This window comes from Demequina pilifera (assembly GCF_048814985.1).
Classification (GTDB): domain Bacteria; phylum Actinomycetota; class Actinomycetes; order Actinomycetales; family Demequinaceae; genus Demequina.
In genome coordinates this window covers 337,932-350,530 of the sequence record NZ_JBMDTW010000004.1, presented here as the reverse complement: position 1 = coordinate 350,530, position 12,599 = coordinate 337,932, and the positions used below count along the sequence as shown (strand labels likewise).

Sequence of the window (12,599 nt, the reverse complement as noted above, 5' to 3'; positions counted from 1 at the left end):
CGGCGAGGGCTTGCGTTCTCCGGGGGCGCCCGCAGGCAAGTCGCCGTACCTCGGCATCGCCGTCGCAGCGCCGTTGCGGTGTCCTGTGGCCGCACCGCGAAGCGAGAACTTGCGGAGAACCAGCCGCCTCGCTCGGGCGCCGGACTCGCCACGGTGGGCATCGTCGCCGGCTATCTCGGCATCGCCGTCGGAGTGGTGTCGCTCCTCGCGCTTCTTGCCATCATCGACTCCCTGGGTGGCGCGTGGGACTAGGGCAAGCATGCGCGCCGATGAGAGGTCCATGCTGGATGCATGGCCGGTAGCCGTTCGACCCACCGTGTGAAGACGGCCGTCGCTCTCGTGGCTGTGGTCGTGGTCGGCCTTGGAGTCGCGGTGTGGTTCGGGCAGCGCGCGCTGATGTATCACCCAGACACCACACCGGTCGCCTCGGCAGGTGATGTCCTGACAGGTGGACGCGACGTCGTCCTGAGCACCGCGGACGGTCTCGCGCTTGACGCCTGGTACGTGCCGCCCGTAGAAGGCTGCGATGCCTCAGTGCTTGTCGCGCCGGGGAACGCGGGGAACCGGGCCGGGCGCGTCGCGCTTGCCGAGGCGGTGACCGACTCGGGCTTTGGGGTCATGCTCATCGACTACCGCGGCTATGGCGGCAATCCCGGAACTCCCTCGGAGTCTGGGCTGGCCCTGGACATTCGTGCGGCACGCGCCGCACTTCTCGAGCAGGGCCAAGCCGAGGACCGCATCATCTATCTCGGCGAGAGCCTCGGGACGGGCGTGGTGAGTGAGCTCGCAGTCGATCACCCACCGGCTGCCTTGGTGTTGCGTTCGCCGATGACCTCGTTCGGTGCGGTCGCTCAGGACCTATACGGCGTTCCGCTGGGTGGGCTGCTGCGTGATCAGTATCCGGTGATCGACCACGTGCGGCAGATCACGGTGCCCGTCGCAGTGGTCAGCGGGACGTCGGACGCGCTCGTGCCCCCGGCGCAGAGCGAGGCCGTGGCCGACGCGGCGCGCCACGCTGGCGCGGAAGTCGTCGAGGTCTCCGTACCTGGCGCGGGCCACAACGACCCCTCGCTCACGCGCGGTCCGGCATTGATCGGGGCGCTGGCAGACGCCAGCCGGCTCGCCGGCATCCGCAGTTGCCAATGATTGGGGTGCCGGAGTGACGCCGCGTGGCGATCAGCCGAGCCGACCTGGGCGCGTGTCGACGGGGGAGAGTTGATGCCATAAGAGCGGGTAGAACCACAAAAGCCGACCCGAAGGCCGGCTTGTCGTGGACATGGTGGGCGATACTGGGATCGAACCAGTGACCTCTTCCGTGTCAGGGAAGCGCGCTACCGCTGCGCCAATCGCCCGAGGTGGAGATGGGATTCGAACCCACGTATACGGCTTTGCAGGCCGCTGCCTCGCCTCTCGGCCACTCCACCGTAGTGCCGCAGCCACAGAGGGCTCCGGCGCTCCGAGCGGACGACGGGATTCGAACCCGCGACCCTCACCTTGGCAAGGTGATGCTCTACCACTGAGCCACGTCCGCACACGTCTGGGCTATTGCCCTGACGAGATTGGAACTCTAGCCGACTTCTGGGCCCAACACAAAACGCCGGGCGTCTCGGCGCGGCGGCCGCGAGGCCTCACCGCCCGAGCCCGCTAGCGTGGGGAACGTGATGAACGCAGACGCCGGGCGGGTGGCGGGCAGCGCCGAGTTCCGTGGCGTCCGTGCCCGTGGCGTGATCGAGCACATCGATGCGCGCGTGGACGGGCATCGCTTCTCCGAAGGCGGGTTCTGGGTCGTCGTCGGCGACTTCGACGGACGCATCGACGCGTGGCGAATGGACGAGGTCGACTACACCCATGAGCGTGAGGGCGACGCGCGTCCCGCGCCGCCGACGGGGCGCGCCTGGCAAGGCCCGGCGGCCGATGCGTGGGAGACCTCGCTCGATCGCGGCGCCTACATGGGGGGCGTCGCGCGCATTCGGGAGGACATCCGCGACGGCACCGTCTACCAGGTGAATCTCTGCAGGGTGCTGAGTGCGCCGCTGCCTGCGGGACCGGATGGTCCGGATGCTGTGGCGCTCAGCGAACGTCTCGCGATCGGCAACCCGGCGCGCTACGCGAGCCGGATCGTGATCCCCGCAGGCGACGCCCACCCGGGCGCGTGGATCGTGTCCGCGTCACCCGAGCTGTACCTGGGAGTCGAGGGGCACCGGGTGCGGTCCTCGCCGATCAAGGGGACCGCCGCCCCTGGAGTGGCGATGCTCGACAAGGACGTGGCCGAGAACGTGATGATCACGGATCTGGTGCGCAACGACCTGTCGCACGTCGCGCAGCCCGGGACGGTCGCCGTCCCCGAGCTTCTCGGGGAGCACGAGCACCCTGGCCTGACCCACTTGGAGTCGACCGTCGAGGCGTCGCTCGCACCGCGGTACCAGTGGACGCGGTCCATGTGGCCGATGCTGCTCGACGGCACCTTTCCGCCGGGGTCCGTCTCGGGGGCCCCCAAGTACTCGGCGCTGCGCATCATCGAGCGCGAGGAGACGGCTCCGCGGGGCCCCTACTGCGGCGCGATCGGGTGGATCGATGGCGATGCTCGGCGGGCGGAACTCGCCGTGGGCATTCGCACGTTCTGGTGGAGCGACGGCATGCTGAGGTTCGGCACGGGGGCGGGCATCACGTGGGGGTCCGACCCGGCAGGCGAGTGGGCGGAGACCGAACTGAAGGCAAGACGCTTGATCGGCCTGGCATCTACCGAGATACTCGACAGATGACGGTGATCGTGTGGAGTGGGGGCTCCCTGCGCGCCTCGGATGAGCCGATCATCACGGCAACGGATCACGGGCTCACCGTGGGCGACGGGGTGTTCGAGACGATCACGATCCGCGACGGGCGGCCCTTCGCGCTCACCCGGCATCTGGCGAGGCTGCGGTACTCGGCCGCGCGCATCGGACTCGCGGAGCCGGCCGAGGACGCGATCCGCGCGGGAGTGGAAGCGGTGATGGAAGCGGGCAAGGGGAGTCTCACTCGCCTGCGCGTGACCGTCACCTCGGGCCCGGGGCCGATGAGTTCGGCGCGCGGAGACGGAGCCCAGACGGTCGTCATCACCGGCGGGCAGGCGGCCCGCCCGCGCGTGTGTCACGCCGTGAGAGCGCCGTGGCATCGCAACGAGCGTTCGCCTCTGTCCGGAGTCAAGTCCACCTCGTACGGCGAGAACGCCGTGATGGCGGGATATGCACGCGAGCGGGGTGCGGACGAGGCGCTCGTGGCCAACACGCATGGCAACCTCTGCGAGGGCACGGCGACCAACGTCTTCGTCGAATGCGACGACGAGATCCTCACCCCGCCGCTGGCCTCGGGATGCCTTCCTGGCATCACGAGGGGCCTCGCGCTCGAATGGGCGGCCGATGCGGGGCTGCCGATCCGTGTCGCCGCGCCCGGCGAGCTCACCATGGGCGTCTTGGACGCGGCGATCGACGGCCGCGCGTTCCTGGCGGTCACGTCCTCGACGAGGGGGGTCCAGCACGTGGCGAGCCTCGACGGCCGCGACCTGGCTGCGGGCCCGCTGCTGCGCCGGCTCAGCACACTGTTCGAGCTCAATGCCGAACGCAACCCCGATCCGGCGCCCCGTCGTCCCTCGTAGAAGCCCTATGAGAGCACTCTCATCCGGATCTCCGGGTTCTCTCATGCAAGGCAGGGAGAGTAGTCCTCGTACAGCCCACTAGGGCTCGACGAGAGGAGAACATCATGGCAAAGCAGACAGCATGGATTGTCACTGGGGCACTGGGCATTGCGGCTCTCGGAACGGGCGCCGCGTTCGCCAACGTGAACGATGACCGCTCCGAGCCCGGCGCTGGAGTCGAGTTCACCGAGACGGGCGAGCGCGAGCGCGGTGTGGTCACTGTCGGCTCGCGGATGTCGAGCGTGTCCCCCGTGAGCGTTGCCTCGCTTCCGTCGCCGGAATCGACCGACAGCCCGGTGTCACCGGATAGCCCGGTCTCGCCGGACAGCCCTGACTCACCCCAGAGCCCGGATTCGCCCCAGAGCCCGGATTCGCCCCAGAGCCCGGTCTCGCCCCAGAGCCCGGATTCGCCGGACAGCCCGGTATCGCCCGCGAGCGCATACTCAGCGCCGAGCCCGGATTCGCCCCCGAGCCCGGATTCGCCCGACAGCCCTGACTCACCCGACAGCCCGGACAGCCCGGACTCGGCCGAGTCGGCCGACTAGGCACCCGGCACCAAGCCCGCCCGCTTCCCCTGATCCGTCAGTGGGAGGCAGGCGGGCTTAGTCGTGTCTGTGGTGCCGTGCACGTGGCCAAGCCGTGGAATGACCCGTCAGGCGGGGTCGGACCAGCGCGGCCATGGCGGCAGCACGACGCCACCGGGAGCCGTCGTCGCAGAGGCTCCGTGTCAGACGTCGTCACCGATACATGAGAGCACTCTCATCTGGCTCTCGCTGTGCTCTCATGGAGGGGGACCAGAGTAGTGGCCAAGGAATCCATTGGGGTTTCCGTGAGGAGGGAGATCATGGCCAAGCAGACGGCATGGATCGTGACCGGAGCGCTCGGTATCGCCGCTCTCGGCGCCGGTGCGGCGTTCGCTACCAACAACTCCGACGGATCGGACCTCGGCCCCGGAGTCGAACTCTCGGAACTGGGTGAGCGCCAGGGTGGTGCGGTGACCCTCAGCTCTCGCATGTCGACCGTCACCCCCGTGAGCGTTCAGTCGACGGCCTCGCCGCAGTCCGCCACGAGCACGCTCTCGCCGAACACACCGGTCTCCGTCAACACGCCGGCATCGCCCAACTCGCCGGCATCGGCCAACTCGCCCGCCTCGGTGAACAGCCCGGCATCGGCGCCCAGCCCGGCGTCGCCACAAAGCGTGGAGTCGGCCGACTCGCCCCCCTCAGCCGAGTCGTCCGACTGACAACCACGAGAACCCGCTCGCGCCTCCCTGACTCCTCAGCAAGGCGCGGGCGGGTTTTGGCTTGCCGCGCTCCGTCGCGAGCAATGGTCCGCGTGGGCTGCGGCCCGCACCCGCTTCACTCCCGCTGAGCAGCCCCAGCGCGGCGCCAGCGATAGCCGACGCCCCGGACGGTCTCGATCCACTCTGTCCCGACTTTGGCTCGCAGATAGCGCACGTAGACGTCGACCACATTCGAGCCGGGATCGAAGTCATATCCCCACACCTGGGCGAGCAACTGCTCTCGCGTCAGGACCTGGCCCGGGTGGCGCATCAAGGTCTCCGCGAGGGCGAACTCCCGAGCGGAGAGGTCGACGGTGCGGCCCTCGAGCGTGACTGTTCGAGCGCGCAGGTCCAGCACGAGCGCGCCTTGCTCGATGGTTGTCGAGTCGGCACTGTCAACGTGGCGCAGGCGCAGCCGAATGCGGGCCAGGAGCTCGTCGAATCCAAAGGGCTTGGCCATGTAGTCATCGGCTCCGCCCTCGAGTCCCGCCACGGTGTCGTCGAGAGACCGCCGGGCCGTGAGGATGATGACCGGTGCGCTGACGCCGCTGTCTCGCATGCTGCGCAGCAACTCCATGCCGTCGCCGTCGGGAAGGCCGAGGTCCAGAACGATGAGCGCTGGATCGTGCACCAGCACCGCATCCATGCCCTCCCGCACGCTCGACGCCCGGATCGGGACGTAGCCGGCGCCGGTCAGTCCTTTGGCGATGAAGGAGGCGATTCGTTCCTCGTCCTCCACGATGAGTATTTGAGTCACTCGGTGACCTCCGGTTCAGCAGGCAGCGGCAGCGCAATGGTGAAGGTCGAGCCGACCCCAGGCTCGGATTGGCACCGGACAGAGCCGCCGTGGGCGTCGGCGATCGCGCGCACGATGGTGAGCCCGAGGCCGGACCCTTCGGTGGACCCATCCCCTGCGCGGACGAACCGCTCGAAGATGCGGTCCTGGTCCGCGGGGGCAATGCCCACACCTTCGTCGCGTACCCAGAGTCGAACACTGTCCGCATTCGCATCCGCATCGGAACCGAGCGAGATCGCCGAGCCTGCGGGGGAGAACTTGACCGCGTTCGCCGCCAACTGAAGCCATGCCTGGGTGAGGCGCTCGCGATCGCCGAGGACCGTCACATCGGCCCGCGAGACGACGTTCCACTGGCGATCGCCGAGCATGGTCGCCTTATCGAGAAGCTCGTCAGTCAGCGGGCCAACGCCTACATCGCGGTGCACGACGAAGTCAGGTCTGTCGATGGTGGCGAGTGTGGTCAGGTCACCCACCACCCGGTTCATGCGGTTGATCTCGTCGAGCGCGAGCGCGCGCACCTCACGCGCGTCTTCGGGGTCGGCGGGGTCCATGAGTTCCAAGTGCCCCCGGATGATGGTCAGCGGAGTGCGAAGCTCGTGACGCACGTCTCCCACCAACTGGCCCTGGGACTCGAACGCGTACTCGATGCGGTCCAGCATGTCGTTGACGGATGCCGTCATGCGCGCCATGTCGTCCGTGCCCGAGACGGGGATGCGTTCCGACACGTCGCGGCGACCGATGCGCGTTGCCGTATTGGCGAGCACCCGCACAGGAGACAGCACGCGCCCGGCGACGAGCCAACCGACGGCCGCGACGACTGCCAGCGACGAGGCCGCCACCCACGCGTACGTGGTGAAGACGCCTCCGAACTCCGCCTGCTCGGCGGCGATGTCGTAGCCGAGGACCAAGGCGGCTACCGATTCCTCGGCGGGGGTGGGGTCTCCCGGCTGAGCGGTCGAGGGGTCGGTCGGCGAAACCGAGACGGGGACGGCGGCGAGGCGGTACTGCGTCGCGTCAGTCGTGATGGTGGTGTAGAGCGCCGTGTCCCCGGCCACGAGGGCGCCAAGGGCGTCGACGAGTTCGGGGTCGTCCTCGAGAGCGATATCGGCGCCGCGCGACGTGTATTCGATCTCCCCGTTGACGATGCCGAGCACTCCCTCATTGCGCCCAGGAATGATCCGCTCCATCGCGGTGCGCACGAGGTCTTGGGGAGAGGAGAACGCGTCGCCGGTGCGCGGGTCGACCCCGACCTCAGCGAGCACCCGAAACTCCTCAGCGGTGGCGCTCAGGTCCGCGTCGATGCGGGAGTTCACGCGTGTCTCTTGCAGCGCGAAGGCCGTGTAACCGGCGGTGACGAGTGCCAGCGCGGTGAGTCCGAGCACGGCGAGCAGGATCGCGGAGCGCACGGTGAGGTGCGGCCGATGCGGAGGCCACCGACGGCGGGACGGCGCCGCCTCAGGGTGGTCGTCTACGCTCTCGGACATGCCGCTAGTCTCGCACTGACACAGCCACGCACCAGGGCTGACGCGTGAGAGTTCTCTCACGAACGGAGCGCCGAGCGGCGCCGTCCGTGCACGAGTGGGGGCTGGGACGCGCTACTATGGATCTCGCTCAGGGCGATTGGCGCAGTGGTAGCGCGCTTCCTTCACACGGAAGAGGTCACTGGTTCGAACCCAGTATCGCCCACCCCGAGAAAGCCTCGATGTCCCTCCTCGCCGAGGGCGTCGGGGCTTTCTTGTTTCTGCGCTGCGGTTCGCGGTTAGCCCCGTAAGGGGGATCTCCCGATGGGCCCGCCGGTGTCCCACGAGCGCGGGACTGCAGAGGGCGGATGTGCAGAGCACCCTTCGTTTCACCACTGTCGTCGGCCCGAACTTCCGGGGACCGCGCCACGCGGGACTTGTGGGGGTGGACTCTGCGTTGGGGTGGGAGAGATGGCCTGGTGGCTCGATGCCGGGTGACGACGCACCACTCCAGGAGGAAACACGTGGAACTTGCAGCTTCCGGACGGCCGGCAACGGGTGCGGATGGCGTCCGCGTCCGCGGCGCGAGAACCCACAACCTCGTCGACGTCGACGTCGACATCCCTCGCGATGCGATCGTCGCGTTCACGGGGGTGTCCGGCTCGGGCAAGAGTTCGCTGGCCTTCGCCACCATCTACGCCGAGTCTCAGCGCCGCTACTTCGAGTCGGTCGCGCCCTATGCGCGGCGACTAATGAGCCAGGTCAGCGCTCCCGATGTCGACGCGATCGAGGGGCTGCCTCCCGCCGTCGCGCTGCCACAACAGCGGTCTGGCGGCAACGCGCGCTCCACTGTCGGCAGCGCCACGAGCATCGCCAACGTCGTGCGGATGCTGATGTCGCGGGTGGGAACCTACCCCGAGGGGGTGCCGATGCTGCTCGCTGAGGACTTCTCGACGAACACTGTCCAGGGCGCGTGCCCGAGATGCCACGGGCTCGGGCAGGTGCATGACGTGCCGGAGTCTCGCATGGTGCCGGACGACTCACTGTCCATCCGAGACGGTGCGCTGGCCGCATGGCCGAGTGCATGGCACGGTCAGCAGCTGCGGGACAGTCTTGTCTCGCTCGGCTACGACGTCGACATCCCGTGGCGGGAGATTTCCCCATCGAGGCGGGAGTGGGCGCTCCATACGCGCGAGACTCCGCAGGTTCCCGTCTATCGGGAGCTCACACCGCAGCAGGTATGGGCAGCGGTGGAGCGCGGCGACGAACCGTCGTACATGTCCTCGTTCGTGGGCGTGGAGCGCTACGTGTTCGACACGTTCGCGAACTCGAAGAGCGCACGCATGCGCGAGCGTGCAGCTTCGTTCATGGTGAGCGTCGCATGCCCGCAGTGCCACGGGAAACGCTTGAAGCAGGAGGCACTCGGCGTCACCTTCGAGGGATATGACGTCACCGAGCTGTCGGCGCTCCCTCTCGATGACGTCGCTGCGCTGATCGAACGCGTGCTCGACCCCAGCTGGGAGCCGCTGGGGGAGACTGCGCCCGTGGCGGCCGAGCGCAGGCTCGCCGCGCAGCGCCTCGGCACGGAGGCACTGTCGCGCATCGCGCCGCTTGCCGACCTGGGGCTCGGATACCTATCGCTCGATCGGACGACTCCGACGCTCTCGTCGGGCGAGCTCCAACGGATGCGGCTCGCCACACAGGTGCTGTCGCAGTTGTTCGGGGTGGTGTTCGTGCTCGACGAGCCCTCGGCTGGTCTCCACCCCGCCGACACCGAGTCGCTCGTGGGGGTCCTCTCGTCCCTCAAGGACGCCGGCAACACGGTGTTCCTCGTCGAGCACTCTCTCGATGTCATCCGTGGCGCCGACTGGATCGTCGACATCGGGCCGGGCGCCGGGGCCTCCGGGGGCGCCGTCGTGTACTCAGGGACGCCCGACGGACTGCGCGAGGCCGAGGAATCGGTGACCCGCCACTACCTATTCGACTGGGGTGACGTGCCTGCCGGGGCCCGGCAGGTGCGGCGGTCCTCGGATACGCGGCTCGAGCTCGTCGATGTCACCCGCAACAACGTGCGGGAGCTGTCGGTGAGCTTTCCCCTCGGCGTGCTCACCGCGGTCACCGGGGTCTCTGGCTCCGGCAAGTCGACGCTCGTCACCCAGGCGCTTCCCGACCTGCTGGGCTCCGAGGTCGAGGCCGAGGTCGAGGCGGATGCGGACAGGGGAGTCACGGGCCGAGGCGAAGCCGATGCCCCCGCTGAGGGCTCAGGCGCTCTGCTGCTCTCGCCTTCCCCGGAGCACACGACGGGGCGTGCCATCACGGCCGACCACGGGATTCGGCGGGTCGTCCAGGTGAGCCAGCGCCCGATCGGTCGCACTCCTCGCTCGAACGTCGCGACCTACACCGGACTCTTCGACCGGGTGCGGGCCCTGTTCGCCGCGACGCCAGAGGCTCGTCGCAGGCGCTACGGCGCTGGCCGGTTCTCCTTCAACCGAGCGAGCGGCCGCTGCCCGACCTGCAAGGGCGAAGGCACGATCGAGGTGGAGCTGCTCTTCCTGCCGACCGTCCAAGCGCCGTGCGCGACCTGCGGCGGCACGCGATACAACGCCGAGACTCTCGAGATCGAGCTCGACGGCCGCACGGTGGCCGAGGTGCTCGCCATGAGCGTCGCCGCGGCGCGCGCCGCCTTCGACGACCCCGAGCTCGTGCGTCACCTCGATGCGCTCGTCGACGTGGGACTCGGGTACGTCTCGCTCGGCCAGCCGGCGACCGAGCTCTCAGGTGGGGAGGCGCAGCGCGTCAAGCTCGCGTCGGAGCTGCGGCGGGCGCTCAGCGGTGACACTCTCTATCTCCTCGACGAGCCGACATCGGGACTTCACCCGGCCGACGCGGATCGCCTGCTGCGACACCTGCAGCACCTGGTCGATGCGGGCAACACGGTCATCATCGTCGAGCACGACATGCGCATCGTCGCCCAGGCGGACTGGGTGATCGATCTCGGGCCGGGTGCGGGAGATGCGGGCGGCTCGGTGGTCGCGCAGGGAACGCCCGAAGCAGTGGCGACCGCGTCACAGAGCCGCACCGCGCAGTACTTGGCAGACGCCCTCGCACACCGCGGCTCGCCGAGATAGCCCGGCGTCATGGCCGTGCATCGAGGTGTTGATCTGGACGCCGGCTGCGTTGCTGACGTGCACGACGCGGACCTGCCAACGGCGATCGATGGTGAGCGCCGTGGGGGAATGAGGAACCGGTAAGCGCCGTTGTCCGAACCGTCCGATGCCTTTCGATGGGGGCGAACCATGAGCACCGAGGACAATCTCAAGAAGGCCAAGGACCAGCCAGCGACGGTGGCGAAGGATCATCTCGACGACGCCGCCGAGCAGATCGCGGACGACACGTCGGCAGCGCCCGGCGAGTCCTCGGAAGACGGCAAGGGCTGACCGCCGCCTGCTGATCGAGAGGAGGCACATCATGGGAAAGCTCGGGATGATCCGCAAGGCCGTGAACGCGGTGAGGAACACCTCCGACGAGCAGATCGACAAGGCCACGGAGAAGATCAGACACAAGGCCCCCGAGTCGACGCACAGCAAGTTGGACAAGGGCGCCGACTGGGCGAAGAAGCACAACAAAGACTGAGCGCCGTCGCGCGCCCGTTCGGTCGACACAGCCGGCCCGGCGTGTTCCGGATGCGGCGCATCGGCCATCTGCGTGGTGAGATATTGCCATGGCGAGCGATCACGCAGCGGCGCCGCTGCTGACCGGGCCCCAAGCGGGCGACATCTTGGCGACCGCACTCGCCACCACTGAGATCGAGCTGGAGTCGTGGACCGTCGACTCCGTCAACGCGCGTCCCGGGGCAGAGACGTCGGTGGGCTACGACGTGGTCGCCGGGGGAGAGCGCATCTATCTGATCGCCTCGACCGTGGAGCTGACCGATGAGCAGCGTGCCGCGGCGAAGGCCGTGCGACTGGCCTCGGACGACGGCGAGGTGCACGTGTGGCGTCACCCCGCGGATCCGTACCTGCCCGGACTGGCCGATGCCTGCATCCCGGAGACCCTCGCGCCGCGCCTGAGCGCCGCGACGGGACGGAGCATCACCATCGAGTCGCTTGACATGATGGTGATGCGGCCCATGCGCCGCGCGGTGCTGCGGGTGCGCACCGTCGCGGAGGACGGCCGGCGCACCTGGTACGTCAAGGTGGTGAGGCCCGAGCGGGCGGAGGCGATGCTGGCGCGGCACCGAATGTGCGATCTTGCGCCGCTCGCGCTGGACGCGGGCGACGGGATCGTGGTGGTGCAGGAGGCCGACGGCGTCCCCATGACCCGAGCGCTGCATCGCCCCGATGGCTCGGATCCCGCTCAGATCGATCCCCAGATGCTGCTCGCGGCGATGGACCGGCTGCCCGAGGAGGCGACGGCGCTGGATGCCCGACCGCCGGTGCCCGACCGCGTGTCGCAGTACGCACGCATGGCGATCGATGAAGGACTGCCCAAGGAGCGGGTGGAGGCGCTCGAGCACCGCATCGGGGCCGTGCTGGCCTCCGCGCCGTCGCACCCGACGGTCGCGACGCACGGCGATCTGCACGCGGCCAACATCTACCTGGACGATGCGGCGGCCCCGTCGCGCATCGAGGCGGTCATCGATCTCGACACCCTGGGTCCGGGGCGCCGCATCGATGACTGCGCGTGCATGCTCGCCCACATGATGGTGCTGCCCCAGCTCGATGCGGAGGGGTACCGCGGCGTGCCCCCGGTTGCCGAGCGCCTGCTCCAGGTCTTCGGCGAACGATTCGGCCTCGAGGAACTGCGGGCGCGGGTCTCCGCCAACATCCTGTCGCTGGTGGCCGGGGCCGAGGATGACGGCGTCGCCGCCGCGTGGCTGGGCACCGCGGAGTCAGTGCTCGAGGACTCATCCGGGACCTGACGGGCCGGTGTGCGCACCGCCTGGGAGGGGTTCGGCACCCACGATGCGCAGGCACCTCAGCACGCAGCACCCCCACGTGCCTCGTCCGGCCGTCCGATGCTTGGAATACCCGCGCCCGTTCGGGGTTTCTCCAAGTGTCAGCGATCGTGATTCCGCGAGGAGGTTCATGATGACGAGCGCACCGACGCCAGACGACGAGCCGGCTTTTCCGGACGACCCCATCGACGATGGCACCGCGAACGACGACGAGCTCGTGCCGGATGAGGAACGGGTGGTGCCCCAGGGCGCCGACGACGAGGTCCAGCTCGCCGGGGACTGGGTCAAGGCGGACGAACCGCCGCAGAACGAGCAGGAGCAGATGGAGGGCGACGGCTACCGGTGACGACGCAGCTCGCGTATCGGTAGCATCGTCGGGTGACCTGGACGCGCATCGGCGCGTCGATGACCCAAGCCTGCCCACCCGAGGAGAT

Annotated in this window: 13 protein-coding genes and 4 tRNA genes; 12 read left to right on the top strand and 5 right to left on the bottom strand. The window is 68.9% G+C overall.

Features of this window, described 5'->3' with window-relative positions; translation table 11 throughout:
• Window positions 1-78: 78 nt before the first annotated feature.
• Both ACNI14_RS09475 and ACNI14_RS09470 read left to right on the top strand, forming a co-directional pair.
• A complete protein-coding gene (locus ACNI14_RS09475; protein ID WP_420519759.1) occupies window positions 79-252 on the top strand; it encodes a hypothetical protein in 174 nt (57 codons plus the stop codon).
• 39 nt (window positions 253-291) lie between these two features.
• Window positions 292-1,146, top strand: a complete 855-nt coding sequence (locus tag ACNI14_RS09470) for an alpha/beta hydrolase (RefSeq protein WP_420519758.1) — start codon at window positions 292-294, stop codon at window positions 1,144-1,146.
• A 131-nt stretch (window positions 1,147-1,277) separates the two neighbouring features.
• Here the strand turns inward: ACNI14_RS09470 and ACNI14_RS09465 are convergent.
• The 3 genes from ACNI14_RS09465 to ACNI14_RS09455 all read right to left on the bottom strand — a co-directional run bounded on the left by ACNI14_RS09465 (window position 1,278) and on the right by ACNI14_RS09455 (window position 1,531).
• A tRNA-Val gene (locus tag ACNI14_RS09465) sits at window positions 1,278-1,352 on the bottom strand.
• Window position 1,353: 1 nt separating this feature from the next.
• Window positions 1,354-1,424 (bottom strand) — tRNA-Cys (locus ACNI14_RS09460).
• Window positions 1,425-1,459: 35 nt separating this feature from the next.
• A tRNA-Gly gene (locus ACNI14_RS09455) sits at window positions 1,460-1,531 on the bottom strand.
• Window positions 1,532-1,661: 130 nt separating this feature from the next.
• Between ACNI14_RS09455 and ACNI14_RS09450 the strand changes: the two genes are divergently transcribed.
• From ACNI14_RS09450 to ACNI14_RS09435, 4 genes are all read left to right on the top strand, one after another.
• A complete protein-coding gene (locus tag ACNI14_RS09450; protein WP_420519860.1) occupies window positions 1,662-2,762 on the top strand; it encodes a chorismate-binding protein in 1,101 nt (366 codons plus the stop codon).
• Window positions 2,759-3,631, top strand: coding sequence for an aminotransferase class IV (locus ACNI14_RS09445; RefSeq protein WP_420519757.1), 873 nt, complete (start codon window positions 2,759-2,761; stop codon window positions 3,629-3,631). The genes ACNI14_RS09450 and ACNI14_RS09445 overlap by 4 nt, the downstream gene beginning before the upstream one ends.
• 104 nt (window positions 3,632-3,735) lie before the next feature.
• The gene (locus tag ACNI14_RS09440; protein ID WP_420519756.1) at window positions 3,736-4,215 is read left to right on the top strand and encodes a hypothetical protein; all 480 of its coding nucleotides are present in this window, start codon (window positions 3,736-3,738) and stop codon (window positions 4,213-4,215) included.
• A gap of 299 nt (window positions 4,216-4,514) precedes the next feature.
• Window positions 4,515-4,913, top strand: coding sequence for a hypothetical protein (locus ACNI14_RS09435; protein WP_420519755.1), 399 nt, complete (start codon window positions 4,515-4,517; stop codon window positions 4,911-4,913).
• Between the two features lie 115 nt (window positions 4,914-5,028).
• Here ACNI14_RS09435 and ACNI14_RS09430 read toward each other — a convergent pair whose 3' ends face one another.
• Window positions 5,029-5,709 (bottom strand): response regulator transcription factor, encoded by a 681-nt coding sequence (locus ACNI14_RS09430; RefSeq protein ID WP_420519754.1) that lies wholly within the window; start codon window positions 5,707-5,709, stop codon window positions 5,029-5,031.
• A complete protein-coding gene (locus ACNI14_RS09425) occupies window positions 5,706-7,232 on the bottom strand; it encodes a sensor histidine kinase (protein ID WP_420519753.1) in 1,527 nt (508 codons plus the stop codon). The genes ACNI14_RS09430 and ACNI14_RS09425 overlap by 4 nt, the downstream gene beginning before the upstream one ends.
• A 130-nt stretch (window positions 7,233-7,362) precedes the next feature.
• On the opposite strand from ACNI14_RS09425, the gene ACNI14_RS09420 reads away from it, so the two are divergent.
• The 6 genes from ACNI14_RS09420 (at window position 7,363) to ACNI14_RS09395 (ending at window position 12,511) form a co-directional block, all read left to right on the top strand.
• Window positions 7,363-7,434, top strand: a tRNA-Val gene (locus ACNI14_RS09420).
• Window positions 7,435-7,732: 298 nt separating this feature from the next.
• Window positions 7,733-10,336 carry an excinuclease ABC subunit UvrA gene (locus tag ACNI14_RS09415; RefSeq protein WP_420519752.1) on the top strand — a complete coding sequence of 868 codons (2,604 nt, stop codon included), beginning with the start codon at window positions 7,733-7,735 and terminating at the stop codon, window positions 10,334-10,336.
• 168 nt (window positions 10,337-10,504) lie between these two features.
• Window positions 10,505-10,645, top strand: a complete 141-nt coding sequence (locus tag ACNI14_RS09410) for a hypothetical protein (protein ID WP_420519751.1) — start codon at window positions 10,505-10,507, stop codon at window positions 10,643-10,645.
• Between the two features lie 31 nt (window positions 10,646-10,676).
• A complete protein-coding gene (locus ACNI14_RS09405; protein WP_420519750.1) occupies window positions 10,677-10,841 on the top strand; it encodes a hypothetical protein in 165 nt (54 codons plus the stop codon).
• An 88-nt stretch (window positions 10,842-10,929) separates the two neighbouring features.
• Window positions 10,930-12,129 carry a phosphotransferase gene (locus ACNI14_RS09400; protein ID WP_420519749.1) on the top strand — a complete coding sequence of 400 codons (1,200 nt, stop codon included), beginning with the start codon at window positions 10,930-10,932 and terminating at the stop codon, window positions 12,127-12,129.
• 169 nt (window positions 12,130-12,298) lie between these two features.
• A complete protein-coding gene (locus tag ACNI14_RS09395; protein ID WP_420519748.1) occupies window positions 12,299-12,511 on the top strand; it encodes a hypothetical protein in 213 nt (70 codons plus the stop codon).
• The last annotated feature ends 88 nt before the right edge of the window (window positions 12,512-12,599 follow it).